Consider the following 25825-nt stretch of genomic DNA (forward strand, 5'->3'; position numbering starts at 1 on the left):
CCGCCCGCCGTGGCCCTTCGGCCGCCGCCGGCGGGCACGCGGCACCCGCCTCAGCGCCCGGTCAGGCTCCAGGCGTCCTCGGACCCTGATTCGTCGTCGTAGTAGTAGTCCTCCGCCTGCGGCCGGGAGGCCAGGTCCTCCGCGACCAGGTCACGCGGGCCCTCGAAGCCGTGGTTCGCGTTGGCGTTCTCCGCCAGCGCCTCCGTCAGCGGATCGGCCTCGCCCGCCGCGGCCGGGGCGGCCGCCGGCGGCTCATCGCCACGGATGGCGGCAAGCGTCGCGGCCAGGTCGTCCGGCTTGACCAGCACGTCGCGTGCCTTCGAGCCCTCGGACGGGCCGACCACGCCCCTGGACTCCAGCAGGTCCATCAGGCGGCCGGCCTTGGCGAAGCCCACGCGCAGCTTCCGCTGCAGCATCGACGTCGAGCCGAACTGCGTAGTGACCACGAGTTCGGTCGCCTGCAGCAACACGTCCAGGTCGTCACCGATGTCGTCGTCGATCTGCTTCTTCGGCGCCTCGACGGCGACGTCGTCCCGGTAGACGGCTTGCAGCTGTCCCTTGACGTGTTCCACGACCTTGTGAATTTCCGATTCGGAGACCCAGGCGCCCTGGACGCGGATGGGCTTGTTGGCGCCCATCGGCAGGAACAAGGCGTCGCCCTGGCCGATGAGCTTCTCCGCGCCGGGCTGGTCGAGCACCACGCGGGAGTCGGTCACCGACGAGGTGGCGAACGCCATCCGTGACGGCACGTTGGCCTTGATCAGGCCGGTCACCACGTCCACCGACGGCCGCTGCGTGGCCAGCACCAGGTGGATGCCGGCGGCGCGGGCGAGCTGCGTGATACGGACGATGGAGTCCTCGACGTCCCGCGGGGCGACCATCATCAGGTCGGCGAGCTCGTCCACGATCACCAGCAGATAGGGGTAGGGCTTGATCACGCGCTTGGACCCGGCCGGCGGCACAACCTTCCCGTTGCGCACGGCCTTGTTGAAATCATCGATGTGCTTGTAGCCGAAGTTGGCGAGGTCGTCGTAGCGGGTGTCCATCTCCCGGACCACCCACTGCAGCGCCTCGGCCGCCTTCTTCGGATTGGTGATGATCGGCGTGATCAGGTGCGGCACGCCCTCGTACGCGGTCAGTTCCACGCGCTTGGGGTCCACCATGACCATCCGCACCTCGTCCGGCGTCGAGCGCATCAGGATCGAGGTGATCATCGAGTTCACGAACGAAGACTTGCCCGCGCCGGTAGCGCCGGCGACGAGCAGGTGCGGCATCTTGGCCAGGTTGGCCAGCACGAAGCCGCCCTCCACGTCCTTGCCCACGCCCATGACCATCGGGTGCTCGGTCTTGCGGGCGTTGTTGGACCTGAGCACGTCGCCCAGGGAGACCGTTTCGCGGTCGGTATTCGGGATCTCGATGCCGATGGCCGATTTGCCGGGGATCGGCGAGAGGATGCGCACGTCCGAGCTGGCCACGGCGTAGGAGATGTTCTTGGACAGCGCGGTGACACGTTCGACCTTGGTGCCCGGCGCCAGCTCGATTTCGTAGCGGGTCACCGTCGGACCGCGGGAGAAGCCGGTGACCTTCGCGTCCACCTTGAACTGGTCCAGCGTCTCGGTCAACGCCTTGACGACGGCGTCGTTGGCCTCCGAGCGTTCCTTCGAGGGCGGTCCCGGGGGGAGGAAATCCGAGGGCGGCAGGGTGTAGGCGACGTCGCCGGCCAGCTGCAACTGCTCGGTGCGCTGCGGGATCGGGGTGGTCGGCGGCTGCGGCTGGACCGGGGTGGACGGGACGATGGGGGCCGCTGCCGCCGGCGCGGCGGCAGGCAGCACCGGCAGCGCCTCGGTGGCGCCTTCGGGTACCAGCCCCTGGTTGCGCTTGATTTTTTCGACGGCGAGCTCGGCTTGGGTGGGCCTGCGAACTCCCGGCGGCACGGCCGGTGCCGCCTGCTCCGTTCCGGCTTCTTCCTCCGGCTCCCCGGCCTCGATCACCGGTGTTTCGAACGCCTCGTCGAAGAAGAAACCCTCGTCCTCGCCGCCGTCGGTCTCTTCGGCCTTGCGCTTGCCGAACAGCTTGCGCCGCGGCTTGGGTTCCTTGGCCGGGGCGTCGTCGGCGTAGAGGTAGCTCTGGTCATGCCCGTCGGCGGCCGGCCGGTACCCGGCTTCTGCAGACGGGTCCTGGCCCATCAGATGCTCGTAGAGCATCCGCAGGCGCATGGGTATATGGCGGAACGGCGTGGCGGTCACGATCAGGATGCTGGTGAAGGCCAGCAGTGCGTAGAAGGCCACCGCCAGCCAGGTGTTGACCGCTGCAAGCGGCGCGGCAAGCAGGAACCCGGCCATGCCGCCGGCCGCCCACAAGGCATCGAAGCCGTCGGCGAGGGCGGGCTGGCCGCCGATCACGTGGGCCAGCCCGGAACCGGACGCCAGCGCCAGGATAAGGCCGATGGAGATGCGGCTGTTGGCGGGAGAGTCCTCCGGGCAGCGCATCAGGCGCACGGCCATGATCACCAGCAGCACGGGCAGCACCAGCGCCATCCAGCCGAAGGTCCCGCCGGCCATGGCGTGCACGGCGTCTCCGAACCAGCCGTCGAGCGCCCACCACTCGACGGTGGCCACGCAGCCGGCCAGCAGCAGCAGGAAGAAGCCGGTGCCGTCGCGGCGCAGTGCGGGGTCGGGCCGCACATCGGGGCCCAGCTTCCGGACGCCCGCGGCCACCGGACGCGCCACGGCCATCCACAGCCCTTGGATCAGCCGGGCCAGCAGCGGCAGCTGCTCTTCCTGGGGCTGCACCTCGAGCACCTTGGTCTTGCTGGAACGCCCCGAGGAGGAGCGCGCAGTGGTGCCTGTAGCCTTACCGCGCGACTGCTGGGTGCCTTTTCGGGCAGGGGAAGTACGAGTCGCCATAGTGGCTAGGTTACCGGCTGCCCGGCGTGATCCGCGGGATTTGGCTCCGGCGGATCGGCTGCGCCGGGTGCGGGATCAGGCCTCCAGAACCACGGGAACGATCATCGGCCGGCGGCGGTGCCGTTTGTTCACCCACGTGCCGATCACCCGGCGCACGACCTGCTGCAACTGGTAGGTCGTGTGGTCCATGTTGCTGACCACGGCTTCTTCGAGGGCTGCGATGATCCTGGGTTTGATGTCGTCGAACACCGAATCGTCCTCGGCGAACCCGCGCGCATGGATTTCGGGACCGGAGACGATCTGGCCGGTGCTGCGGTTGACCACGGTGATGACGGAAATGAAGCCCTCCTCGCCCAGGATCCGGCGGTCCTTGAGGTCGGCGTCGGTGATTTCACCGATGCTGGATCCGTCCACATACACGTAGCCGCATTCGATCTGGCCGACGATCCGGGCCGTGCCGTCCTTCAGGTCGACCACCGATCCGTCGTCCGCGAGCAGCACGTTCCCGGCGGGCACGCCGGTTTGCTCGGCCAGCCGCCCGTTCGCAATCAGGTGGCGGGTCTCGCCGTGCACCGGGAGGGCGTTTTTGGGCCGCAGGATGTTGTAGCAGTACAGGAGTTCCCCGGCCGCGGCGTGGCCGGACACGTGGACCTTGGCGTTGCCCTTGTGGATGACGTCGGCGCCAAGCTTGAGCAGGCCGTTGATCACCCGGAAGACGGCGTTCTCGTTGCCCGGGATCAACGACGACGCCAGGATCACCGTGTCCCCCGCGCCAACCTGCACGCGGTGGTCGCCGTTGGCCATCCGCGACAGCGCCGCCATCGGCTCGCCTTGCGACCCGGTGGACATCAGCACGATCCGGTCGTCCGGGAAGTCCTCCACGTTTTTCAGGTCCACGAGGATGCCCTCGGGAACGTTCAGGTAGCCCAGTTTGGCGGCGATGCCCATGTTCCGCACCATCGAGCGGCCGACGAACGCCACATGCCGGCCGTGGGCCGCGGCGGCGTCGAGCACCTGCTGCACGCGGTGCACGTGGGACGCGAAGGAGGCGACGATGATGCGTTTTTGCACCTGCCCGAACAGGCGCTCCAGCACCGGGTAGATTTCCTTCTCGGCCGTGGTGAAGCCGGGGACGTCGGCGTTCGTGGAGTCGGCCATGAAGAGATCCACGCCCTCCTCCCCCAGCCGGGCGAACGCGCGCAGGTCCGTGATCCGGCCGTCCAGCGGCAACTGGTCCATCTTGAAGTCGCCGGTGTGCAGCACCGTGCCGGCCGCGGTGCGGATGAAGACCGCCAAGGCGTCCGGGATCGAGTGGTTGACCGCCACGAATTCGCACTCGAAGGGACCGAACTGCTCGACCTGGCCCTCCGCGACGATGAGGGTCTGCGGTTTGATCCGGTGCTCAGCCAGCTTCGCCTCGACCAGGGCCAGGGTCAGCTGGGAACCGATCAGCGGGATGTCCTGCCGCATCCGCAGCAGGTACGGGACGGCGCCGATGTGGTCTTCGTGCCCGTGGGTCAGGACCACCCCGACGACGTCGTCGAGCCGGTCCTCGATGTACGAGAAGTCCGGCAGGATCAGGTCCACCCCCGGCTGGTGCTCTTCCGGGAACAGCACGCCGCAGTCAACCACCAGCAGCCTGGAGTCGATCTCGAAGACCGCCATGTTGCGGCCGATTTCCCCGAGCCCGCCGAGCGGAACGATCCGGAGCGTCCCCGGTTCAGGCAGCGGCGGCGTGCGCAACTGGGTGATGGTGGACTCGCTCATCGGGCGGTCAGACCCCCAGCACCAGGCCGGCCTCGGCCAGGTCGGCGCGGACCGGCGCGAGCTCGGCCTCGGTCGGTTCCACCAGCGGGAGCCGGACCACCGAATTGGGCAGGACGCCCTGCCACTTCAAAATCTGCTTGGCGGCGACCGCACCCTGGATGTGTGTCATCACCGCCCGGATGATCGGGTCCAGTTCGAAGTGCAGCCGGCGTGCGGTGGCGAAGTCCCCCGCCAGTGCCGCATCGACGAGCTCCCGGAACTGGCGGGTGGCCACGTGCGCGGTCACGCTGACCACGCCGACCGCGCCGGCCGCCATCAGCGGCAGGGTCAGGCCGTCGTCGCCCGCGTAGACGTCGAGGTCCGTGGCGGCCAGGACGCGGGTGGTCGCGGCGTAGTCCGCCTTGGCGTCCTTGAGCGCGACGACGAGCGGATGCTCGGCCAGCCGGATCAGGGTTTCCGTCTCGATGTTGATGCCGGCGCGGCCGGGGATGTCATAGACCATGACGGGCAGGCCGATGGCCGAAGCGATGGTCTCGATGTGGGCCTGCACGCCGGCCTGGCTCGGCTTGTTGTAGTAGGGGGCGGTGATGAGCAGTCCGTCCACGCCGGCGCTGGCGGCGCGCCGGGAGAGACTGACCGAGTGGCGGGTGTCGTTGGTGGTGGACCCGGCAATGACCTTGGCCCGTCCCCCCACAGCCTCGACGACGGCCCGGAACATGCCCTCGTTCTCGTCGTCGGTGAGCGTCGAGGTCTCGCCGGTGGTGCCGGTGACGACGAGCCCGTCGCATCCGTCCTGGACCAGCTTGTCCGCCAGTTCCGCTGCCTTCCCGTAGTCGACCTCGCCCTCCTCGGTGAAGGGGGTGACCATTGCGGTGACCATGGTGCCAAAGGGATACTCACGAACGTCAGACTCAACCATAGGGAAAACGTTACCGTGTCCGCGGGTCCTATCGGCAATGGCGTACAAGGCGCGACACAGAGCTTCACGTCACGTGCCGCGGCTCCCGCCGCCGTAGCGCCCGGGCCCCGGCGGCCGGAGCAGGCGGGCATGTCAGCGGGGCGCGGGGAGGCGGCCCAGGAAACCGGTCAGCAAGGCGGTCACTTCGTCCTGGGCGGCGAGGCAGCCGGCGTGGTCCAGGCCCGGCAGCTCGGCAAAGTGTCCGTCCGGCAGCAAGGCCGCGGCCTGGCGCGACTCCGCGGCGCGTGGGTGGTCCTCGCTGCCGGCAATCAGCAGGACGGGTAAGCGGATGCGCTGGACCTGGCGGGGATCGAGGCCGGGCAGCTCTTCGCCGGCGCGGAAGTAGGCGGCAAGCGCCGCCGGGTCGTTGGCCAAAAAGGCCTGCCGGGTGGCCGCGTCCACCGGCACGGCGCGGCGCCCGTTCCAGCGGCGGAGGAACTCTTCCATCCCGCCCGTCTCCAGCGCGTCCAGGTAGTCGGGGAAGAAGAGCTTGCCGACCTGGCCGGCCATGCTCCGGTGGGTTCCGCCCAGCATGGTCAGCGAGCGCAGGCGCTGCCGCCGGTACACCGCCATCGCGAGTCCTACCCGCGCGCCGAAAGAATAGCCGAAGTAGTTCACGCTCTCCAGCCCGCAGGCGTCCAGCACCGCTTCGACGTCGCCCATGAAACGCTCCATCGTGTAGGCGCCCACGTCGTGTGGCTTGTCGCTGCGGCCGTGCCCGCGCATGTCCAGCGAAATCACCCGGTGCCGCGGCTTGAGGGCACGCTGGTAGCCCAGCCCCCGCCAGGTGGCCTTGGACAGGGCGGTTCCATGGACCAGCAGCAGCGGCTCCCCGGTGCCGGTGTCCTCGAAGGCCAGGCGCACGCCGTCGTCCCCGTTGACGGCAAATCCCATCATGGCCGCTCCAGGGGTGCGGCCGCCGCGTTCTCCAACCTGTTCATTCCCTCACGGTATCGCGTGCCGGCCGCCGGTCTCACAGCCGCCTCCACGCCCGCTGTGAGATTATCGGTGCATGCGCCCAGGTTCCACCCGCCCGCGGATCGCCGGCATTGATGCCGCCCGCGGCATCGCCTTGCTGGGCATGATGGCGACCCACATCTTTGCGCCGTGGACCGCCGGCACGGACCCGCAGCCGAACTTCGTGGGCCTGGTCCTCTCCGGGCGCTCCTCGGCGCTGTTCGCGGTCCTGGCCGGGGTCGGGCTGGCGCTGCTCACCGGCGGCAGCCGCGGCCACCGGGGCGGGAGCCTGGCCGCGGACCGCGGGGGCATTGCCGTGCGTGCGCTGCTCATTGCCACGGTCGGCATGATGCTGGGTGCGCTGGAAGTCAACGTCGCGGTGATCCTGGTCCACTACGGCGTGCTGTTCCTGTGCGCGCTGCCGTTCCTGCAGCTCCGCCGCGGTGTGCTGGCGCTGTGGGCGGCCGGCTGGATCGTCGTCTCGCCGCTGCTGGCCCACGTGCTGCGGCCCTGGGCGGAAGCGGCGGTGCAGCCGGCCGAGCTGGGCCACAACCCCATGGTCTACGACCTGCTGACGCCGGCCACGCTGCTCAGCGATGTTTTCCTCACCGGCTACTATCCCGTGGTGCAGTGGCTGGGGTATCTGCTGGCGGGCCTGCTGACCGGGCGGCTGGAGCTGCAGCGCACCGGCGTGCAACTGGGGCTGCTGGCGGCCGGCGCGGTGCTGGCCGTGGCGGCCAAGGCGGGTTCCTGGTTCCTGATGGAGCGGCTCGGCGGATACGCGGAGGTCGCGGCGACCGAGGCGGCACGGCGGCCGGACTTCGATCTCGTGTACCAGGTGAACATGAGCTGGATCGAGCAGCGCGGCTCGTGGTGGTGGCTGGGCGGCTCGTCGCCGCATGCCGGTACGACCTTTGACCTGCTGCACACGGTGGGCACCTCGGCGGTGGTCCTGGCGGTGTGCCTGCTGCTGACGTCCCGGCTGCCGTGGCTGCTGCTGCCGCTGGCGGGCGCCGGGGCCATGACGCTGACGCTCTATTCTGCCCACGTCTGGGTGCTCAGCGCGTTGCCGCCGGCTGCTCCCGAACTGCCAACCTATCTGTGGCAGGCAGCGGCGGCTGTTGCGCTGGGCATGGCCTTCCTGGCCCTGCGGTGGCGGGGACCGTTCGAGCTGGTGACCTCCACCGCGGCCCGGCTGACCCGTGAGGCGCTGCGGCCGGCGGGCAGCCGCGGCCGCTGAGCCGTTTAGGAGCGGCTGAGGCTGATGGCGTGGCGCATCGACTCGCGGGCACGTTTGCGGTCCCCTGCGGCGTCATAGGCGCACGAGAGGCGGAACCAGCTGCGCCAGTCCTCCGGCGCAGCTTCGGCCTCGGCCTGGTACACCAGGAACTCCCGGTCGGCCGCCTCCCGCACGATGCGCCCGCCGGGCGTGCGCGGCAGGTCGTCCACGGGCAGCCCGCCTTCGGCTTCCAGGGTCCGGGCCAGCCTGGACATCCGCGCGCCGAACAGCAATTCCCGGCTGAGCGCCCAGGCCCCGATGATCGGCAGGACCACCAGCGCAATGCCCAGGCCCTTGGCTACGGGGTCGGGTTCGCTGAGCATCAGCCAGGCCCGCTGCAGCGTGGCTCCCAGGTAGCCCACCAGCAGGACGATGATCACGCCGACCCAGATCTTGGCTCCGTGCCGGGCATACCAGCCGATGCGGTCGTTGCCGCCGTCCGCTGCGGGACCCGTGTGTTCGGCGTTGCTCATGAAAGTTCCAGGTACCCGTCGAGTCCGTAGGTCAGTCCGGGCCGCCCGCCGACGGTCCGGACGCCCAGCAGGACGCCGGGCATGAAGGAGGCGCGGTCGAAGGAATCGTGCCGGATGGTCAGTTGTTCGCCCGGGCCGCCGAGCAGCACCTCCTGGTGCGCCACCAGGCCGCGCAGCCTCACGCTGTGCACGCGCACGCCGTCCACGTCGGCGCCGCGGGCCCCGTCCAGCGCGGTGGTGGTGGCGTCGGGGCCGGCGGGAACGCCGGCGTCCATGCGGGCGGCGGCCACCAGCTGCGCCGTGCGGACCGCGGTGCCGGAGGGCGCGTCCACCTTGTCCGGGTGGTGCAGTTCGATGATCTCCACCGATTCGAAGTACTTGGCGGCGGTGGCGGCGAAGGCCGAGGCCAGCACGGAACCGAGCGCGAAGTTGGGGGCGATCAGCACGCCCGTTCCGGGATGCTGTTCCAGCAGTTCCGCCAGCGAGTCGCGCCTGGCCTGGTCCCAGCCGGTGGTGCCGACCACCGCGTGCATGCCGTGCTCGACGGCGAAGCGGACGTTGGCCTCGGTGTTGTCCGGGGTGGTCAGGTCGACCACGACCTGCGTCCCCGAGGCCACCAGCTCTTCCAGCGCGTCGCCACGCTTCAGCGCGGCCACCAGGTCCAGGTCAGGGGCGCTCTGGATGGCCGCGACGGCCTCGCTGCCCATCCGTCCGCCGGCGCCCAGCACGGCCACCGCAAGTTGCTCAGTCATGCCCTCCAGCGTATCGCTACTGGCCGATGCCGACCCATTCGGTGCTGCCGTCGGCGAAGTGCTGTTCCTTCCAGACCGGCACCTCTTCCTTGATCCGGTCCACCAGCTCCGAGCAGGCCGCGAAGGCTTCGGCGCGGTGCGCCGACGCGACGGCGGCGACCAGGGCCGGGTCGCCGATCGCCAGCGGGCCGGTGCGGTGTGCCACCCAGATGCGCACGCCGTCGTGGTCCGCGGCGATGCGCCCCGCGACCTCGGCGATCACGCGCTGGGCGCTGGGGTGGGCGGAGTAGGACAACGCGGCCACGGCCTGGCCGCCGTCGTGGTTGCGGACCACGCCGCTGAAGCTGACCACGGCGCCGCACTCGGCGGAGCCTACCGCGGCGGTAGCTTCGCCCGCGTCGATCGCCTCGCCGGTTACCGCGGCGTACAGCACCGTGCTGGTCATGGTTGTCCTCTCATCGGCTGCATGCTTCCAGTATCCCTTGGCCGGCGTTGACCGGCGCGGGGCGGCGTCAGCCGGCATGGCCTGCGTCGGTGTCGCCTTCCAGCTGCGCGCAGATGTGCCCGATCAGCGGATCCAGGGCGGCCAGGCCGTCGCGCACTCCCCCGGGAGAGCCGGGCAGGTTGACCACAAAGGTGGACCCGGCGGTCCCGGCCACGCCCCGGCTCAGCGCGGCCAGCGGGGTCTTGGTCCGCCCGTACGCGCGGATGGCTTCCATCACCCCGGGCAATTCCCGTTCCAGCGCGACGGCGGTGATTTCCGGGGTGCGGTCGTCGGCGGCCAGCCCGGTGCCTCCGCTGGTGACGATCACCCGGGGCCCGGCGGCGAGCATCTTCCGCAGCGCCTGGCGGACGGGTTCGCCGTCGGCGACGATCTGGGGGACGCCGGCGGCCAGCCCGTGTCCGGCCAGCCACTCGGAGATCAAGGGGGCGCATTCGTCCTCGTAGGCACCGGCCGCGGCGCGGGTGGAGGCGACGATGATGCCGGCGGTCCTGGCGCTCACAGCGCCCAGTCCCCGCTCTTGCCTCCGGATTTTGCCAGCACCTTGATGTCGGAGATGACCGCGTGCTTGTCCACGGCCTTGACCATGTCGTACAGGCTCAGTGCCGCCACCGAGGCGGAGGTCAGCGCCTCCATTTCCACGCCGGTGACCGAGCGGGTCTTCACCGTCGCCTCGATCCGCACGGATTCCGCGGTCAGGAAAAAGTCGACCGTGACCTTGCTGATCGGCAGCGGGTGGCACAGCGGGATCAGCTGCGGCGTCTGCTTGGCCGCCATGATCCCGGCGACCCGGCTGACGGCCAACGCGTCGCCCTTGGGCAGCGAACCGGCGGCCAGGAGTTCCACCACGTCGGGGCGGGTGGTCAGCACGGCCTGCGCCGTGGCTTCCCGGGTGGTTTCGTCCTTGCCGCTGACATCGACCATGTGCGCCGTGCCGTCCTCGCGGACGTGGGTCAGGCGTTCTGCTTCACTCATAGCAGCCATATTTCCACGTCCTGGCCGGCTTCGGCGCGTTCCATCCCCACGGGCAGGTGGACCAGCGCGTTGGACTGCGCCAGCGCGTGCACCAGGTGGGACCCCGCTCCGCCGACCAGCTGCACCCGTCCGCCGTCGTAGCGGCCGCGCCGCACCTGGTGTTTGCCGGCCGGCGACTCCGCGGCTTCCGCCAGCGGGGCGCGCAGCACCGCCCGCGGAGCGGGGGCTCCCAGCACCGCCGTCAGCGCCGGCCGCAGGAACATCTCGAACGAGACCAGGCAGCTGACCGGGTTGCCCGGGAACGCTAGGAAGACCGCGTCGCCGATCCGGCCGGCGCCTTGCGGCCCGCCCGGCTGCATCGCCACCGAGGCGAAGGCCACCCCTTCGGGCTCGAGCGCCTGCCGGACCACTTCGAAGGCGCCCTTGGAGATTCCGCCGGAGGTCAGCACCAGGTCGGCGCCGTGGCGGCGCAGGTCGTCGTCGAGCCGGCGGCGGAACCCGGGCGCGGAGTCGGCCAGGATCCGGCTCGAGACCACCTCGCAGCCGCCCTCCCGCAGCGAGGCCGCCAGCAGGGTGTTGTTGGCATCGTAGATCTGCCCGGCCCGCAGCCGGGCGCCGGCGGCCACCACCTCGTCGCCCGTGCTCAGCAGCAGCACCCGCAGCCGCGGCCGCACGTCGGCGGAGGCCAGGCCGAGCGCGGCGAGCAGGCCCAGCTGCGGCGCCTTCAGCAACGTTCCGGCCGCCAGCGCGAGGTCGCCGGCGGCGATGTCGCTGCCGGCGGCGCGGACGAACCGGCCGGCCTCGGTTTCCGGCAGGGTTACCGTGCCTCCCTCGCCCTCGGCCGGGAAAGAGTCCGGCACCGCTTCCTCGATCGGCACGACGGCGTCCGCCCCCGCGGGCAGCATCGCCCCCGTCATGATCGGCGCGGCCGCGTTCGGCGGCAGCGCCGGGGCGGCATAGCCGGCGGGAATCGCCGGGGCCACGGCGAACCCCGCCCCGCCGGTTGTCTCCGCGCTGCGGACCGCGTAGCCGTCCATCTGCGAGTTCGCGAAGGGCGGCAGGCTCATCGGCGCGGCCACGTCGGCGGCCAGCACCCGCCCGAGGGCCGACGCCAGCGCCACCGTCTCGCTCCCGGCGAGGCAGTCCCGTGCGGCGTGACGGAGCAATTCCTCGACGACGGCGCAATGCCCGGCAACGCTCTGTGCCACTGGCCCTCCTTGTCGCAGGCGGAACCGACGGCCGGGTGCCGGAGAGGGTGCCGCGTGCATGTTCTGTTGCCATCCTAGGGGACGGCCTTGGGCGGCGCCGCGGAGCTTCCCCGGACGGGGACGTCAGCGCGGGTAGATCGACACCTCGGCCGCCTTGACCACAAAGTGCACGCGTTCCCCCGGCGCCAGCGACAGGTCGGAAACCGCGGCGGGCGTGACCTCGGCGGCCAGCGCGCCGGCCCTGACCGTGACCAGGCCGCCGTGCGGCACCAGTTCGGTCACGGTGGCCGCCACGGCGTTGCGCGGGCTGCCGGCCGGCAGGTCGGGGAACAGCGCCACCGAGGCAGGACGGAACACCGCCGCCGCGGGGTCCCCGGGACGCAGCCCGGCTTCGGCTTCCCCGCTCCAGTGCGTCCCGTCGGCGCCGGCCAGTCCGGTCTCCGTGGCGGTGCCGGTGACGAAGTTCAAGCCGGTCATCCCGGCGGCGAAGGCACTGCGCGGCCGGGCAAACACCTCGCGCACCGGCCCCTGCTCGACGATCCGCCCGCCGTCCATGACCACCACCCGGTCGGCCAGCAGCAGGGCATCCAGCGGCTCGTGGGTGACGATGACGGCGCTCCGCCCCGCCAGCACCCGGCGGAGCAGCCTGCGCAGGGCCGGGGCGGCCGTGATATCCAAGGCGGACATCGGCTCGTCAAACAGCAGCAGCGAAGGGTCGGCCGCCAGCGCGCGGGCTACCGCGACGCGCTGCGCCTGGCCCCCGGACAGCTCACCCGGCCGGCGGTCGGCCAGCCCGGAGGCTTCCAGTTCCGCGAGCCAGTGCCGGGCGGCCCTGCGGGCATCGGCCCGGGAGGCTCCCCGGCTGCGCAACCCGTAGGCAACGTTGGCCTCGACGCGCAGATGCGGAAACAACAGCGGTTCCTGCGCCAGCAGGCCGACGCCGCGGGCATGGGCGGGCACCCAGCGGTCCGGCTGCGGCTGCCCGGCGCTGAACAGGACCCTGCCGTCCAGTTCCGCCCGGCCCCAGGCGGGACGGAGCAGCCCGGCAACCAGACCCAGCAGGGTCGACTTGCCGGCCCCGTTCGGGCCGAGCACGGCGACGGTTTCTCCGTCCGCGACGCTGAAGTCCGCCTCGAAGCCGCGGGACGGCAGCCGCGCGGTCAGGTCCAGGCTCATGGGACACCCGCCGCCCGGCCCGGGCCGCTCCTGCGGTGGACCAGCATCACCACCGCGACGGCGACCACCACCAACACGAGCGACAGCGCCACCGCGGCATCCGCATCGGTTTCCCGCTGCAGGTAGATCTCCAGCGGGAGCGTGCGCGTGACTCCCTGCAGGCTTCCGGCAAAAGTCAGCGTGGCCCCGAACTCGCCCAGGCACCGGGCAAAGGACAGCACCGCCCCGGAGAGCAGCCCGGGCAGCACCAGCGGCAGGGTCACCGTGCGCAGGACGCGGGACGGCCTGGCGCCCAACGTCGCCGCAACCGTTTCATACCTGGTGCCCGCCGTGCGCAGCGCACCTTCCAGGCTCAACACGAGGAACGGCAGCGCCACGAAGGACTGCGCGAGCACCACGGCCGTGGTGGAGAACGCGATTTCTATGCCGATCATTTCGAAGGTGCCGCCGAGCAGCCCGCGCCGGCCGAACGTATACAGCAGGGCCAGGCCGCCGACGACGGGCGGCAGCACCAGGGGCAACAGCACCAGCGACCGGACGACCTGCTGGCCGGGGAAACTGCTGCGCGCCAGCACCAGCGCCATCGGGACGCCCAGCACGATGCACAGGGCCGTGCTGGCGGCGGCAGTCCGCAGGCTCAGTCCCAGCGCGGCCAGCGCCGGCTCGGAGGTCACGAGCCGTGGGAACTCCGGCCAGTTCACGCGCGCGGCCATCCCGGCCAGCGGCAGCAGGACGAAGACGGCGCCGGCCGCAGCCAGCGGATACACCCAGTAGGGCACCGGGGCGCGCACCGCCGTCGTCGTCGTCATGTTCTCCCGTTCGTTCCGAAGGTTGTCCGCATCCCATCCGGGCGCCCTGGCCGGGGCCGGGCGCCGCGCTGCGCTTAGGGCGGGCCGAATCCCGCCGCCGCCAGGGCCTTCCGGCCTGCGTCCCCTGTCACGAGATCCACGAAGGCCTCGGCTGCCGCCGGGTTGTCCGCCCCCTTCAGGCCGACGATCGGGTAGGCGTTGACCGCCTGCCCGGCTTCGGGGATGGAGATGCCGCGGGCCTTGCCTCCGGCGCCCTGCACGTCCGTCGCATACACCAGGCCGGCGTCGGCCTGGCCGGAGAGCACCTTGCCCAGGACGTCGGTGACCGACTGCTCTTCGCTGACCGCCGGGATGTGCACGCCGGCGGCGCGCTGGACGGCGGCGGCCGCGGCGCCGCAGGGAACCTGGGGTGCGCACAGCACGGTTTTGACCCCGGGTTCGGCCAGGTCGTCCAGCGACGAGACCCCGGCGGGGTTCGCGGCGGGCACCGCGATCTGCAGCACGTTGGTGGCAAAGACCGCCGGCGGGCCCTCGTTCAGTCCGTGGCCGCCAACCAGGTCCATGGTCGCCTGGTCGGCCGCCGCGAAAACGTCCGCCGGGGCCCCTGCCAGGATCTGGGCGGCGAGGTCCGAAGAACCCCCGCTGTTCAGGCGCACCTCCACCCCGGGGTGGCCGGCCTCGAACTCGTCGGCCAGCCCGGAGAAGACGGAGTGCAACGACGCCGCCGCGAAAACGGTCAGCGTGCCCTCGGGCCCGGAACCGTCCGACCGGCCCGCCGCGCCCGCTCCCGACGGCCCCGGCGCCGCGCACGCGCTGCCGGCGAGGACGCAGGCCGCGGCCGCCGCCGGGCCGGCCAGGCGCTGCCAGCGGCGCACCTCAGCTCGTCCCCGACGGCGTCTCAACGGCGACCATGGTCGCCTTGACCGAGGCCACCGCCACCGACCCCGGTTCGATGCCGAGGTCCCGCACGGCTTCGGCACTCATCAAGGACACCACCCGGTGCGGACCGCACTGCAGCTCCACCTGGGCCATCACCGCGTCCAGCCGGACATCGGTCACGATCCCCACGAAGCGGTTGCGGGCCGAGCTGCCGATCCCGGTGGGATCCTGGGGCAGGGCAGCCTGCTCCCGGGCCAGGGCGGCCAGCTCCGCGCCGTCCACGGTCGCCCGGCCGGAGGCGTCCCGGTGCTTGGCCAGCGCTCCGGCGTCGATCCAGCGGCGCAGGGTATCGTCGCTGACCCCCAGGAAGCGCGCAGCATCCGAGATGCGTATCTGCGTCATGGAAAGCAGTATAGTTCCGCAAATGCGGAACCGGACACGTTCGGGTTGCGTCCGGTGTCGCCCCTGCCGGAACCATCCCGCATCCGCCGCCCTCCGCCGGGTACCCTCGAGGTATGAGCGTTGATCTGGGAATGCCGCAGGTTCCCGGCGGGACCGCGTCCGCCGCGGCCCCGGCGCGCCCCGCAGGGACCGGCCCGGCGCTGGTGGACCGCTTTGGCCGGGTGGCCACCGACCTGCGGATCTCGCTGACCGACAAGTGCAATCTCCGCTGCACCTATTGCATGCCGGCCGAAGGCTTGGACTGGCTGGCCAAGGAACAGGTCCTCAGCGACGACGAGGTGGTCCGGCTGGTACGGATCGCCGTCGGGCGGCTGGGCGTGCGCGAGCTGCGCCTGACCGGCGGCGAACCCCTGGTCCGTGCCGGGCTGGTGGACATCATCGCTGCCGTCCGCAACAACCACCCCGACCTGCCGGTGTCGCTGACCACCAACGCCCTCGGGCTGGAGAAGAAGGCGGCCGCCCTGAAGGCGGCCGGCCTGACCCGGATCAACGTCTCGCTGGACTCGCTGCACCCGGAGACGTTTGCGCAGCTGACCCGCCGCCCGTTCCTTGACCGGGTGCTCGCCGGCATCGAAGCCGCCGACGCGGCCGGCCTGGGCCTGCTGAAGATCAACGCGGTGCTGATGCGCGGCATCAACGACGCCGAGGCGCCCGCGCTGCTGGACTGGGCGGTGGAACGGGGCTACGAGCTGAGGTTCATCGAACAGATGCCGCTGGACGCGGACCATGGCTGGACCCGGCAGAACATGCTGTCGGCCGCCGAGATCCGCGCCCTGTTGGAGCCGGTCTTCCTGCTCTCCCCGGACCCGCGCTCACGCGACGGCGCCCCGGCGGAACGGTGGGAGGTGCGGCGGCGGGACCGCCCCGGCGTCGTCGCCGGCACCGTGGGAATCATCGCCTCCGTAACCGAGCCGTTCTGTGCCGACTGCCGCCGCACCCGGGTCACGGCCGAGGGCAAGGTGCGCTCCTGCCTGTTCTCGCACGAGGAAACTGACCTGCTGGACCTCCTGCGCTCCGGCGCGGACGACGAGGCAGTGGCGGAACGGTGGCGGCATGCGATGTGGGGCAAACCCAAGGCCCACGGTATGGATCATGCGGGTCTGGGCGGCACGGACTTCGTCCAGCCGGACCGGACCATGAGTGCGATAGGCGGATAGATGATCATCCGGTATTTTGGGGCGGCGCAGGCCGCCGCCGGCGTCGAGGAGGAATCCCTGCCGCTGCCCGACGGCAGCACGCTGGAGACGGTGCTGCGCGAGGTCATCGCCCGGCACAGCACCGCGGCGGCGAAGGAACCGGTGCCCGTCGGTGCCGGAGCCGTCCCCTCGGCTGGGGGCGGGCGTCCGATGCCTGCCGCACCCGGCAGGTCGTCCGCTCCCTCCATGGAGTCGGTCCTCGCCCGGAGCAGTTTCCTGCGCAACGAGGTGGCGTGGAAGGACCGGCAGGCACCGCTGGCGGCAGACGACGTGATTGACATCCTGCCGCCGTTCGCGGGCGGCTGACCGCGCCCCCTCATCTCCGTGGAGGCGGACGGCGGCCGGTTACCGGCCGCCGGGCGGGCAGGGCCCGGTTCTACCGGCCGAAGTCCGCCGCAGAGTCGAAGGGGCCGACGACGGTGACCACGCGCGGCGCCGCTGCCAGTTCGACGGCGAGCTCCCGGACCTGCCCGGCGGTCACGGCCTCGATCCGGGCAAGCGACTCGTCGATGTCCAAGAACTCCCCCGACACCAGCTCGGCCCGGCCCAGCCGCGACATCCGGGAGCCGCTGTCTTCCAGGGCCATCACGATGCCGCCGGAAAGCTGCCCGACGGCCCGGCGCAGCTCGTCGGCGGAGATGCCGTCGGCCGCCAGCCGGTCGAGTTCGGCCCCGAGCAGGTCGATGACCTGGCCGGTCTTGGCCGGCGAACAACCGGCATACATGCCGAAGTAGCCCGCATCGGCGTAGGCGCCGGAGAACGAATAGGTGGCGTAGGCCAGGCCCCGTTTCTCCCGGATCTCCTGGAAGAGCCGGGAGGACATGCCGCCGCCCAGCACGGCATTGAGCACGCTCATGACGAAGCGGCGCTCGTCGGTGGCGTTGATGGACGGGCAGCCCATGACGATGTTGGCCTGCTCGACCGGGCGGCGGTGCACGTAGGTGCCGGCGACGGGGGCGATGGCCGCGGCCGCGGTCTCCCGCCTCGGCACCGGGACCGCACCGGCCTCGAGGTGCCAGCCGGCCGACTCCAGGGCGGCGAGCACCTGGGCGCACACCGCGTCGTGGTCCAGCCCGCCGGCCGCGGTGACCACCAGCTCGTCGGGCCGGTAGTAGCGCTGGTAGTGGGCCCAGACCGAGTCGCGGGCGACCGCCTTGATCGCCTCCGGCGTCCCGCCGATCGGCCGGCCCAGGGGGTGCCCGCCGAGCACCGCCTCAACAAATTTTTCGTGGCACACGTCCGCGGGATCGTCATTGTCCATGGCGATCTCTTCGAGGATGACTCCGCGTTCCTGCTCCAGCTCCTGCGGGTCAAGGACCGCAGAGGTGATCATGTCGGCGATCACGTCGATGGCCATCGGCAGGTCCGAATCCAGGACGCGCGCGTAGTAGCACGTGCTTTCCTTGGCCGTGGCCGCATTGGATTCGCCGCCGACCTCGTCGAAGGCGGAGGCGATGTCCAGTGCCGTCCGGCGCCTGGTGCCCTTGAAGAGCAGATGCTCCAGAAAATGGGTCGAGCCGTGTTGGCCCGCGGCTTCATCCCGCGAGCCAACACCGACCCAGAATCCGATCGTCGCCGACCGCTGGCCGGGCATGGCTTCGGTCAGCACTCGCACTCCCCCGGGCAGCACCGAGCGGCGCACGATGGCGCCGCCCGGTTCGCCGTGGACCAGCGTGGGGTCCGACCCGCCGAGCTCGGTGGCGTCGGCATGCTGCATGCTGCCGACCAGCGGCAGGGCGACGACGGTCATGCTTACTCGGCCACGGCCTCTTCGGCCGACGCCTCGTCGGCTGCGGCGTCCTCGGCCACCACGGGGGCGAGGGACAGCTTGCCGCGGTCGTCGATCTTGGTGATCTCGACCTGGACCTTCTGGCCCACCGACACCACGTCGTCGACGTTGTCCACGCGCTTGCCGCCGGCCAGCTTGCGCAGCTCGGAGATGTGCAGCAGGCCGTCCTTGCCCGGGGTCAGCGACACGAAGGCACCGAAGGTGGTGGTCTTCACGACCGTGCCCAGGTAGCGCTCGCCCACCTCGGGGATCTGCGGGTTGGCGATCGCGTTGACGGCGGCGCGGGCGGCTTCGGCGGCCGCACCGTCGGTCGCGCCGATCAGCACGGTGCCGTCGTCCTCGATGGAGATGTCCGCGCCGGTGTCTTCCTGGATCTGGTTGATCATCTTGCCCTTGGGGCCGATGACCTCACCGATCTTGTCCACCGGGATCTTGACCGAGATGATCCGCGGGGCGAATTCGCTCATTTCGTCCGGCTGGTCGATCGCGGCATTGATCACGCCGAGAATGTGAAGCCGTGCCTCGCGGGCCTGCTTCAGGGCGGCGGCCAGCACGGACGCCGGGATGCCGTCGAGCTTGGTGTCGAGCTGGATGGCGGTGACGAACTCCGAGGTGCCGGCGACCTTGAAGTCCATGTCGCCCATGGCGTCCTCGGCACCCAGGATGTCGGTGAGCGCCGCGTAGCGGGTTTCACCGTCGACCTGGTCGGAGACAAGTCCCATGGCGATGCCGGCCACGGGGGCCTTCAGCGGCACGCCGGCGTTGAGCAGGGACAGGGTGGAGGCGCAGACCGAGCCCATGGAGGTGGAGCCGTTGGAGCTCAGCGCCTCGGAGACCTGGCGGATGGCGTACGGGAACTCTTCACGCGACGGCAGCACCGGCACCAGGGCGCGCTCGGCCAGCGCGCCGTGGCCGATTTCACGGCGCTTGGGCGAGCCCACGCGGCCGGTCTCACCGGTGGAGTACGGCGGGAAGTTGTAGTTGTGCATGTAGCGCTTGCGCGTCACCGGCGACAGCGAATCGATCTGCTGCTCCATCTTCAGCATGTTCAGCGTGGTGACGCCCAGGATCTGGGTTTCGCCGCGCTCGAAGATGGCCGAGCCGTGGACGCGGGGCAGGACCTCGACCTCGGCGGTCAGCTTGCGGATGTCGCTCAGCCCGCGGCCGTCGATGCGCACCTGCTCGGTGAGGATGCGCTGGCGGACAACCTTCTTGGTCACGGCGTTGAAGGCCGCGGAAATTTCCTTCTCGCGACCGGCGAATTCCGCCGTCTCGGTGCCGGCCAACTGCGCCAGGATCTCGGCCTTGAACGCGTCTGCGGCCTCGTTGCGCTGCTGCTTGTCGCCGATCGAGAAGATTTCCGTCAGCTTGGCAGCTGCGGCGGACTCCACGGCGGCGAAGGCATCGTCCTCGTAGTCCTTGAAGATCGGGAATTCGACCGTCGGCTTGGCCGCGCGGGCGGCCAGGTCGGACTGGGCCTCGCACAGCGCCCGGATGAACGGCTTGGCGGCCTCGAGGCCCTCGGCCACGACCTCTTCGGTGGGCGCGGTGGCGCCCTCTTCCTTGATCAGGTTCCAGGCGTTGTCGGTGGCTTCGGCCTCGACCATCATGATGGCGATGTCGTTGCCGGCGGCGATGCGGCCGGCCACCACCATGCTGAACACGGCGCGCTCCAGTTCGGAGTGCTTGGGGAAGGCCACCCACTGGCCGTCCAGGAGCGCCACGCGGACGCCGCCGATCGGGCCGGAGAACGGCAGGCCGCTCAGCTGGGTGGACATCGAGGAGGCGTTGATCGCGACGACGTCGTACATGACGTCGGGATTGATGGCCAACACGGTCACCACTACCTGGACCTCGTTGCGCAGCCCCTTGACGAAGGCGGGGCGCAGCGGGCGGTCCATCAGGCGGCAGGCCAGGATCGCTTCGGTGGACGGGCGGCCTTCGCGGCGGAAGAACGAGCCCGGGATGCGGCCGGCGGCGTACATCCGCTCTTCCACGTCGACGGTCAGCGGGAAGAAGTCAAAGCCTTCGCGCGGGGACTTGCCCGCCGTGGTGGCGGAGAGCAGTGCGGTGTCTTCGTCGATGTAGACCATCGCCGAGCCGGCCGCCTGCTGGGCCACGCGGCCGGTTTCGAACCGGACCACGCGCTGGCCGAACCGGCCGTTGTCGATGACAGCTTCTGAGTACTGAATTTCGGGACCCTCCAAGAGAGCCACCTCCGTTTCTTTGAGTGCGGAGGCCGCCGGTATCTGCCCAAACCTGCGAGGCCGCTTCACGGCCAGCCTGCCTGTACGCCACCCGGTCTTCGATCGAGACCTACGGGCAAGCCCTTTGAGGGCGTCCCGGAAGCCACTACCGAGGACCGCGAATGCCGCGATACCGAAAGTCTCCAGTTGATGTAGTTGTCGGCCGACGGTCTCCCGGCGGCCGTGCTCCTGCCGCGCCGCAAACCGGCGCGGTAGGAAAAAGGCGGCTCTCCTGTCCCCGTCTCGCAGTGGACGGAAGAGCCGCCTCCGTCACTGACTAGCGGCGCAGGCCGAGGCGCTCGATGAGCGCACGGTAGCGCGTGATGTCGGTGTCACGCAGGTAGGTGAGCATGCGACGACGGCGGCCGACCAGTGCCATGAGGCCCCGGCGGGTGTGGTGGTCGTGCTTGTGCATCTTCAGGTGTTCCGTCAGGTCGGAGATGCGACGGGACAGAACAGCGATCTGAACCTCGGGAGAACCCGTGTCGCCCTCGTGCGTGGCGTATTCCTTGATGATTTCCTGCTTGAGCGCGGCGTCTAATGCCACAGTAACTCCTAGAAGTTGTGCCGTGAGGCCCGAGTCAGCACTTCGCTGCCGGGGGCTCCGCAGTCTCCGCCGGCCGCCAGAGGCTTGCCGGCAGCAGAGCACGGAGGGATACAGCCGCCACGGACCGCAGCCGAATCCATCGGCCAGTTTACCTGTTGCGGGCTTGGTCTGTCGAAAGCAGGCTTCGGGTACGCACCACGTCGTCGCGCATTTGGGCGATCAGGGCCTCGGGGCCGGTGTAGGCCACCATGCCGCGCAGGCGTTCCACGAACTCGACCACCACCTGCTGCCCGTAGAGATCGAAGTCGTCCGTGTCCTCCTGCGGCCGGTCGATGACGTGCGCCTCGACCCGGCGGCTGGCGCCCTCGAAGGTCGGATTCGAACCCACCGAGATGGCGGCCGGCCACCTGGTGCCGTGCTGGTCCACCAGCCAGCCGGCGTAGACGCCGTCGCCGGGGATCATGCCCGTTGCATGCTTGGACAGGTTCGCGGTGGGAAAACCCAGTTCCCGGCCGCGGGCGTCGCCGTGCACGACTTCGCCGCGCATCCGGTGGGTGCGTCCGAGCACCTCCGCCGCCGTGGCGACATCCCCCGCGGCGAGGGCTTCCCGGACCCAGGACGACGAGTAGCGCCGGCCGCTGCCCGCGGCGCCGAGGTCCGCATCGGTTTCATATTCGTCGACGACCTCGACGGTGAAGCCGAACTGCCGGCCCAGTTCCTGCATGGTGTTCAGGTCGCCGGCGTTGTTCTTCCCGAACCGCGTGTCGTGGCCGATGACGACGGCGGTGGCGCCGAGGGTCTCCACGAAGACTTTGCGGACGAACTCCTCAGGGGTTTCGCCGGCCAGTTCCAGCGTGTAGGTCATCATCAGCAGCCCGTCCAGGCCGCTGGCCTCCAGCGCCTCGACCCGGTCCTGCAGTCCCATGATCAGCTGCGGGGCGGCGTCCGGCCGATGGACCTGGGAAGGATGCGGATCGAAAGAAATCGCCACCGCCCGCGTCCCGCGGGCGGACGCGGTCTCCACCAGGCGGCGCAGCACCTGCTGGTGGCCGCGGTGGACGCCGTCGAAATTTCCCAGCGTCACCACTGACGGACCATAGCCGCGGGGTACGTCGGCCAGGTCTTTCCAGTAGTGCACAGCAAACTCCTCGTCGGTCGGGGCCTTCAGCGGGTGCGGACCCGTCGCCGGGACCCCTTCCATTATGGACGACCTTCGGAGGGCTTCGCGCCCGCCGCCGGCCGGTGCCGCCAGAGCCACCACAGGCCGATGACCGGCAGCAGCAGGGGGACGTATCCGTACCCCTGGCCGAAGCCCGACCACACCGTGTCCTGCGGCAGCAGCTGGGGATCCAGCACGCTCAGCAGCCCGACGGCCAGGACTCCCACGAGTTCGATGCTCACGGCGGCCACCGACAGCCAGTAGGAGCGGGTCCCGGACCTGGCCAATGTAACGGTCGCCAGGATGTACACGACGGCGGCGAAGGCGGACAGCAGGTAGGCGACCGGCGCTTCCGAGAACTTGGTCGCTATCTGGTAACCCGCCCGGGCGGTGGCGGAGAGCGCGAACACCCCGTAGACCGCCACCAGGAGCCGGCCGGGACCGGTGGCGCGGCCTGCGGCGGCGCTCACGTCCCGGGTATGCCTTGCCCGTTGTTGTTCCTGGCCGGGTTTCATACGGCGATCGCTCCGTCCCAAATTTGTTCCATTCTCACCAGCATGACGAATACCGTGATTCCCGCCGCCCCCAGCACCAGGTTGCTCCACCGGCTGCGGTCCATGATGGCCCACCAGAAGGCTGCTACCGGAACCAGCAAGGCGGTGATCAGGTAGCCCCAAAATTCCCAGGTTTCCCCGCTGACGGGCTCACCGGAAGCCTGTCTGATGATACCGGCCGCCCCGTAGACGAGCAGAAACAGCTCCACCGCGGCGACCGAGAGAATCGTGACGTCGTTGGGACCGTGTTTCAGGAGGGCGGCAACCACGCAGATGACCGCGGCAAGCAGGGTGACCACCATGCCGGCGATGAAAAAACCGTCGATGATCACTGTGCGTCCGCCTCGTTTCCCGGTGCGAACACCAGCAGGGGCCTGGCTTGCGCATCGTTGTCTTCCAGCAGCGCCACCAGCGATCCGTCCGGGGCGAACGCCGCCGTCGCGCCGGGTGCTCCGGCGGCCGGGATGCGTCGGCCGTGTGATACATCGTCGGCCTCGGTGGCGCTGAGTTCCCGGACCGGGAACAGCACCCGCGCGGCCTCGTCGAGGCCCGTCATCCGCAGGTCGTCGGCCAGTTCATCCAACGTGGCTGCGTTTTCGATCCGGAACGGACCCACCCGGGTCCGGCGCAGGGCCGTCAAGTGCCCGCCGACGCCCAGCCGCTGCCCGAGATCGCGCGCCAGCGCACGGATGTAGGTTCCCGACGAGCATTCGACGGTGACGTCCACGTCCTGCACCTTCCCGCCGCGGCCGCGCCGTATGCCGTGGACCTCGAACCGGTGGATCGTGACCGGCCGGGCGGCCAACACCACGTCCTGTCCGGAGCGCGCGCGCGCGTAGGACCGCTGGCCGTTGACCTTGATGGCCGAGACGCTGCTCGGTACCTGCAGGATCTCGCCGGTCAGTTCGGCGACGCCGTCCCTGATCTGCTGTTCCGTCACGGCAGCGGCGATGGTTTCCGCCGTGACGTCGCCCTCGGCGTCGTCGGTCACCGTGGACTGGCCGAGCCGGATGGTGGCGTCATACGTCTTGGGGGCGCCGACGATGTAGGTCAGCAGCCGGGTGGCCTTATTGACGCCGACCACCAGCACGCCCGTGGCCATGGGGTCCAGGGTGCCGGCGTGGCCGACCTTCCGCGTTCCGGCCAGGCGGCGCATGCGGCCGACAACGTCGTGGCTGGTCCACCCCTGCGGCTTGTCGACGAGTATCAATCCGGAACGGAGCAGGCCAGAAGTCACGCCTTTCAGTATATGGCGTCCCGGGGAAACGGCCGGTCGGGGCTTAAAGCGTGCATCATTGACAGCCTCCGGGGGCTGCAATATTTTGAGCACACTGCGTGCCGTGGATGCGGCCTCCGAGGGATTTCAGCAGGCCAGCGGCACAGTCGCCTCTTCGGCATCACTTGCCCTTGTTCTCCGGCCACTCCGCCGGCCTGCGAGTCGTCCGGGGTGCCCCGCGGCTCTCTTCAGGAGCTTCATCGTGAAAAAACCATCGCTGTATCTCGCCCTTCCTTTGGCGCTCGGACTTGCGTTCGGCACCGGCCTGGCACCGTCATCGGCCCACCGGGAGAGCCCGGAGCCTCCGTCGGCGACCGTGCTGGCCGAGGGGCTGCAATCGCCGCTGAGTCTTGCGGCCGGCCGGCACGGCCTGTTTGTGACACAGAACTTCGCCGGCGTCCTGAACCGGATCAAGCGCCATGGCGATCCCGAAGTCCTGTACCGCTCCGGCGGACCCCAGGTCGCGTCCGCCTCCCTCTACAGGCACACGGTCTACTTCTCCGAGGGCACCGGTGCCGGCGGCATGGACGGGCTGCCGAACGTGCAGTGGATCAAGTCGTTGGACCTGCACGACGACGAGGCCGCGCCTCAGAAGATCGCCGACGTGGCGGCCTATGAGAAGAAGCACAACCCGGACGGCCGCGTCACCTACGGCTTCCGCCATGTGAAGGACCGGCAGTGCCTGGACAAGATTCCGGAGGGGATCCCGGCCAAGTACAAGGGCAACGTCGACTCCAACGCCTATGCCACGGCCGCCAACAGGCACAGCATTTATGTCGCCGACGCCGGCGGCAACGCCATCCTGAAGGTCGACAAGCACAGCAAGCGGGTCAGCACGGTTGCGGTGCTGCCGCCGGCATCATTCCGGGTCACCGCTGCGTTGGCGGCAGGCATGGGCCTGCCGGATTGCGTGGTCGGCCAGAAGTACTACCTGGAGCCGGTGCCTACGGACGTTGAGTTTGGCCGGCACGGCTGGCTGTACGTCACCTCGCTGCCGGGCGGTCCCGAAGACGGGAGCATCGGCGCGCTCGGCCGCGTCTTCAAGGTCCATGCCCACACGGGGAAGGTCGTGCAGCTGGCGGGGGGCCTGTCCGGCGCCACCAACCTGGCGGTCAGCTCACGCGGCGACATCTACATTGCCGAGATGTTCGGCAACAAGATCTCCGTGCTGAAGAAGGGTCACGACAAGGTGCGGACGTTCTTCGAGACCACTGCCCCGGGTGCGCTGGAGATCCGCGGCGACCGGCTCTACGCCACAACGAATGCGCTCCCTGACTTCACCGGGAAGACACCTCCCGACGGCAAGGTCATTAAGATCCGGCTGCACTGATCCGCGGCTGCCGGGACCGGAAAAAGGGCGGGCCACCTGCGCACAGCAGGTGGCCCGCCCTTTGGTGCAACGGCCGTCGGGCCGCGCAGCGGTCGTTAGCCGCTATTCCGGACGCGTTCCGGGGCCGGCGTCGTCCTCGTCCTCGCCTTCGGGCTTGCGGTACGGGTCCTCTTCGCCGGCAAAGGCGGCGCCTTCGGCCAGGGCCGCGACCTCGGCGTCCTTGGCCTTCGCGGCCCGCAACAGCTCCTCCAGGTGGCTGGCGTTCACCGGAATCTCGTCCGCGACGAATTCCAGCGTGGGCGTGAGCCGGGCGGTGATGTTCCGGCCCACTTCCGCCCGCAGGACGCCCTTGGCGGACTCCAGTGCCTTGCGGGTGCCGTCCTGCTCTTCGGCGTCGCCGAACACCGTGTAGTAGACGGTGGCGTGCTGCAGGTCGTTGGTCACCCGGGCGTCCGTGATGGTCACAAATCCCAAACGGGGATCCTTGACCCGGCGCTCAAGCGCCTGGGCGACCACTACTTTGATCCGGTCGGCCATCTTGGCGGCGCGTGCTGGGTCTGCCATGACCCCTCCTCAAATTCTCGTGTTGATGGCGGAACAGCGGGCGCCCGGCGGCGATGCCACC

General features: G+C 70.2%; 26 protein-coding genes. 4 read left to right on the forward strand and 22 right to left on the reverse strand.

Annotated elements, in window-relative coordinates:
• Nucleotides 1-50: 50 nt before the first annotated feature.
• From AC5RVV_RS16090 to AC5RVV_RS16105, 4 genes are all read right to left on the reverse strand, one after another.
• Nucleotides 51-2906, reverse strand: a complete 2856-nt coding sequence (locus AC5RVV_RS16090) for an FtsK/SpoIIIE family DNA translocase (protein WP_494002403.1) — start codon at nt 2904-2906, stop codon at nt 51-53.
• Nucleotides 2907-2981: 75 nt separating this feature from the next.
• The gene (locus AC5RVV_RS16095) at nt 2982-4673 is read right to left on the reverse strand and encodes a ribonuclease J (protein WP_494002404.1); all 1692 of its coding nucleotides are present in this window, start codon (nt 4671-4673) and stop codon (nt 2982-2984) included.
• 7 nt (nt 4674-4680) lie between these two features.
• The gene (gene dapA / locus AC5RVV_RS16100; protein ID WP_494002405.1) at nt 4681-5592 is read right to left on the reverse strand and encodes a 4-hydroxy-tetrahydrodipicolinate synthase; all 912 of its coding nucleotides are present in this window, start codon (nt 5590-5592) and stop codon (nt 4681-4683) included.
• Between the two features lie 132 nt (nt 5593-5724).
• A complete protein-coding gene (locus tag AC5RVV_RS16105; RefSeq protein ID WP_494002406.1) occupies nt 5725-6528 on the reverse strand; it encodes an alpha/beta fold hydrolase in 804 nt (267 codons plus the stop codon).
• A gap of 115 nt (nt 6529-6643) precedes the next feature.
• Between AC5RVV_RS16105 and AC5RVV_RS16110 the strand changes: the two genes are divergently transcribed.
• Nucleotides 6644-7828 carry a heparan-alpha-glucosaminide N-acetyltransferase domain-containing protein gene (locus tag AC5RVV_RS16110; protein ID WP_494002407.1) on the forward strand — a complete coding sequence of 395 codons (1185 nt, stop codon included), beginning with the start codon at nt 6644-6646 and terminating at the stop codon, nt 7826-7828.
• A 5-nt stretch (nt 7829-7833) separates the two neighbouring features.
• Here AC5RVV_RS16110 and AC5RVV_RS16115 read toward each other — a convergent pair whose 3' ends face one another.
• The 10 genes from AC5RVV_RS16115 to AC5RVV_RS16160 form a co-directional block, all read right to left on the reverse strand.
• Nucleotides 7834-8340, reverse strand: coding sequence for a tetratricopeptide repeat protein (locus tag AC5RVV_RS16115; RefSeq protein ID WP_494002408.1), 507 nt, complete (start codon nt 8338-8340; stop codon nt 7834-7836).
• Nucleotides 8337-9092, reverse strand: coding sequence for a 4-hydroxy-tetrahydrodipicolinate reductase (gene dapB, locus AC5RVV_RS16120; protein ID WP_494002409.1), 756 nt, complete (start codon nt 9090-9092; stop codon nt 8337-8339). The genes AC5RVV_RS16115 and dapB overlap by 4 nt, the downstream gene beginning before the upstream one ends.
• A 16-nt stretch (nt 9093-9108) precedes the next feature.
• Complete coding sequence (locus AC5RVV_RS16125; protein WP_494002410.1) at nt 9109-9537, reverse strand: molybdenum cofactor biosynthesis protein MoaE; 429 nt, start codon at nt 9535-9537, stop codon at nt 9109-9111.
• 67 nt (nt 9538-9604) lie between these two features.
• On the reverse strand, nt 9605-10096 hold the full coding sequence (locus tag AC5RVV_RS16130; protein ID WP_494002411.1) for a MogA/MoaB family molybdenum cofactor biosynthesis protein: 492 nt from the start codon (nt 10094-10096) through the stop codon (nt 9605-9607).
• On the reverse strand, nt 10093-10569 hold the full coding sequence (moaC, locus tag AC5RVV_RS16135) for a cyclic pyranopterin monophosphate synthase MoaC (protein ID WP_494002412.1): 477 nt from the start codon (nt 10567-10569) through the stop codon (nt 10093-10095). The genes AC5RVV_RS16130 and moaC overlap by 4 nt, the downstream gene beginning before the upstream one ends.
• On the reverse strand, nt 10566-11777 hold the full coding sequence (locus AC5RVV_RS16140) for a molybdopterin molybdotransferase MoeA (RefSeq protein ID WP_494002413.1): 1212 nt from the start codon (nt 11775-11777) through the stop codon (nt 10566-10568). The genes moaC and AC5RVV_RS16140 overlap by 4 nt, the downstream gene beginning before the upstream one ends.
• 123 nt (nt 11778-11900) lie before the next feature.
• On the reverse strand, nt 11901-12953 hold the full coding sequence (locus AC5RVV_RS16145; RefSeq protein ID WP_494002414.1) for a sulfate/molybdate ABC transporter ATP-binding protein: 1053 nt from the start codon (nt 12951-12953) through the stop codon (nt 11901-11903).
• Nucleotides 12950-13762: an ABC transporter permease gene (locus AC5RVV_RS16150; protein ID WP_494002415.1), complete on the reverse strand. Its 813-nt coding sequence runs from the start codon at nt 13760-13762 to the stop codon at nt 12950-12952. The genes AC5RVV_RS16145 and AC5RVV_RS16150 overlap by 4 nt, the downstream gene beginning before the upstream one ends.
• Before the next feature lie 74 nt (nt 13763-13836).
• On the reverse strand, nt 13837-14637 hold the full coding sequence (gene modA / locus AC5RVV_RS16155) for a molybdate ABC transporter substrate-binding protein (RefSeq protein ID WP_494002416.1): 801 nt from the start codon (nt 14635-14637) through the stop codon (nt 13837-13839).
• Nucleotide 14638: 1 nt separating this feature from the next.
• The gene (locus tag AC5RVV_RS16160; protein WP_494002417.1) at nt 14639-15043 is read right to left on the reverse strand and encodes a TOBE domain-containing protein; all 405 of its coding nucleotides are present in this window, start codon (nt 15041-15043) and stop codon (nt 14639-14641) included.
• A 113-nt stretch (nt 15044-15156) separates the two neighbouring features.
• On the opposite strand from AC5RVV_RS16160, the gene moaA reads away from it, so the two are divergent.
• A complete protein-coding gene (gene moaA, locus AC5RVV_RS16165) occupies nt 15157-16260 on the forward strand; it encodes a GTP 3',8-cyclase MoaA (RefSeq protein WP_494002418.1) in 1104 nt (367 codons plus the stop codon).
• On the forward strand, nt 16261-16605 hold the full coding sequence (locus tag AC5RVV_RS16170; protein ID WP_494002419.1) for a MoaD/ThiS family protein: 345 nt from the start codon (nt 16261-16263) through the stop codon (nt 16603-16605).
• Nucleotides 16606-16675: 70 nt separating this feature from the next.
• Here AC5RVV_RS16170 and AC5RVV_RS16175 read toward each other — a convergent pair whose 3' ends face one another.
• From AC5RVV_RS16175 to truB, 7 genes are all read right to left on the reverse strand, one after another.
• A complete protein-coding gene (locus AC5RVV_RS16175) occupies nt 16676-18049 on the reverse strand; it encodes a M16 family metallopeptidase (RefSeq protein ID WP_494002420.1) in 1374 nt (457 codons plus the stop codon).
• Between the two features lie 2 nt (nt 18050-18051).
• The gene (locus AC5RVV_RS16180) at nt 18052-20295 is read right to left on the reverse strand and encodes a polyribonucleotide nucleotidyltransferase (RefSeq protein ID WP_494002535.1); all 2244 of its coding nucleotides are present in this window, start codon (nt 20293-20295) and stop codon (nt 18052-18054) included.
• A 316-nt stretch (nt 20296-20611) separates the two neighbouring features.
• Nucleotides 20612-20881 carry a 30S ribosomal protein S15 gene (rpsO, locus tag AC5RVV_RS16185; protein WP_494002421.1) on the reverse strand — a complete coding sequence of 90 codons (270 nt, stop codon included), beginning with the start codon at nt 20879-20881 and terminating at the stop codon, nt 20612-20614.
• Nucleotides 20882-21029: 148 nt separating this feature from the next.
• Complete coding sequence (locus AC5RVV_RS16190; protein WP_494002536.1) at nt 21030-22019, reverse strand: bifunctional riboflavin kinase/FAD synthetase; 990 nt, start codon at nt 22017-22019, stop codon at nt 21030-21032.
• A 62-nt stretch (nt 22020-22081) separates the two neighbouring features.
• Nucleotides 22082-22555 (reverse strand): hypothetical protein, encoded by a 474-nt coding sequence (locus tag AC5RVV_RS16195; protein WP_494002422.1) that lies wholly within the window; start codon nt 22553-22555, stop codon nt 22082-22084.
• Entirely contained in the window at nt 22552-22920 is a 369-nt protein-coding gene (locus AC5RVV_RS16200; RefSeq protein WP_494002537.1) for a hypothetical protein, read from the reverse strand. Before AC5RVV_RS16200 ends, AC5RVV_RS16195 begins: the two co-directional genes overlap by 4 nt.
• Before the next feature lie 2 nt (nt 22921-22922).
• Nucleotides 22923-23831, reverse strand: coding sequence for a tRNA pseudouridine(55) synthase TruB (truB, locus tag AC5RVV_RS16205; protein ID WP_494002423.1), 909 nt, complete (start codon nt 23829-23831; stop codon nt 22923-22925).
• A gap of 241 nt (nt 23832-24072) precedes the next feature.
• On the opposite strand from truB, the gene AC5RVV_RS16210 reads away from it, so the two are divergent.
• Nucleotides 24073-25200: a ScyD/ScyE family protein gene (locus AC5RVV_RS16210; protein ID WP_494002424.1), complete on the forward strand. Its 1128-nt coding sequence runs from the start codon at nt 24073-24075 to the stop codon at nt 25198-25200.
• Nucleotides 25201-25302: 102 nt separating this feature from the next.
• Here the strand turns inward: AC5RVV_RS16210 and rbfA are convergent, their stop codons facing one another.
• The gene (gene rbfA / locus AC5RVV_RS16215) at nt 25303-25764 is read right to left on the reverse strand and encodes a 30S ribosome-binding factor RbfA (RefSeq protein WP_494002425.1); all 462 of its coding nucleotides are present in this window, start codon (nt 25762-25764) and stop codon (nt 25303-25305) included.
• Nucleotides 25765-25825 lie beyond the last annotated feature (61 nt).

It is taken from the genome of Arthrobacter sp. MDT2-34-1 (genome assembly GCF_059091365.1).

Coding starts and splice junctions, on each gene's coding strand:
- AC5RVV_RS16090 (WP_494002403.1), bottom strand. CDS start 2,906: ATGGCGACTCGTACTTCCCCTGCCCGAAAAGGCACCCAGCAGTCGCGC.
- AC5RVV_RS16095 (WP_494002404.1), bottom strand. CDS start 4,673: ATGAGCGAGTCCACCATCACCCAGTTGCGCACGCCGCCGCTGCCTGAA.
- dapA (WP_494002405.1), bottom strand. CDS start 5,592: ATGGTTGAGTCTGACGTTCGTGAGTATCCCTTTGGCACCATGGTCACC.
- AC5RVV_RS16105 (WP_494002406.1), bottom strand. CDS start 6,528: ATGATGGGATTTGCCGTCAACGGGGACGACGGCGTGCGCCTGGCCTTC.
- AC5RVV_RS16110 (WP_494002407.1), top strand. CDS start 6,644: ATGCGCCCAGGTTCCACCCGCCCGCGGATCGCCGGCATTGATGCCGCC.
- AC5RVV_RS16115 (WP_494002408.1), bottom strand. CDS start 8,340: ATGAGCAACGCCGAACACACGGGTCCCGCAGCGGACGGCGGCAACGAC.
- dapB (WP_494002409.1), bottom strand. CDS start 9,092: ATGACTGAGCAACTTGCGGTGGCCGTGCTGGGCGCCGGCGGACGGATG.
- AC5RVV_RS16125 (WP_494002410.1), bottom strand. CDS start 9,537: ATGACCAGCACGGTGCTGTACGCCGCGGTAACCGGCGAGGCGATCGAC.
- moaC (WP_494002412.1), bottom strand. CDS start 10,569: ATGAGTGAAGCAGAACGCCTGACCCACGTCCGCGAGGACGGCACGGCG.
- AC5RVV_RS16145 (WP_494002414.1), bottom strand. CDS start 12,953: ATGAGCCTGGACCTGACCGCGCGGCTGCCGTCCCGCGGCTTCGAGGCG.
- AC5RVV_RS16150 (WP_494002415.1), bottom strand. CDS start 13,762: ATGACGACGACGACGGCGGTGCGCGCCCCGGTGCCCTACTGGGTGTAT.
- AC5RVV_RS16160 (WP_494002417.1), bottom strand. CDS start 15,043: ATGACGCAGATACGCATCTCGGATGCTGCGCGCTTCCTGGGGGTCAGC.
- moaA (WP_494002418.1), top strand. CDS start 15,157: ATGAGCGTTGATCTGGGAATGCCGCAGGTTCCCGGCGGGACCGCGTCC.
- AC5RVV_RS16170 (WP_494002419.1), top strand. CDS start 16,261: ATGATCATCCGGTATTTTGGGGCGGCGCAGGCCGCCGCCGGCGTCGAG.
- AC5RVV_RS16175 (WP_494002420.1), bottom strand. CDS start 18,049: ATGACCGTCGTCGCCCTGCCGCTGGTCGGCAGCATGCAGCATGCCGAC.
- AC5RVV_RS16195 (WP_494002422.1), bottom strand. CDS start 22,555: ATGAAACCCGGCCAGGAACAACAACGGGCAAGGCATACCCGGGACGTG.
- rbfA (WP_494002425.1), bottom strand. CDS start 25,764: ATGGCAGACCCAGCACGCGCCGCCAAGATGGCCGACCGGATCAAAGTA.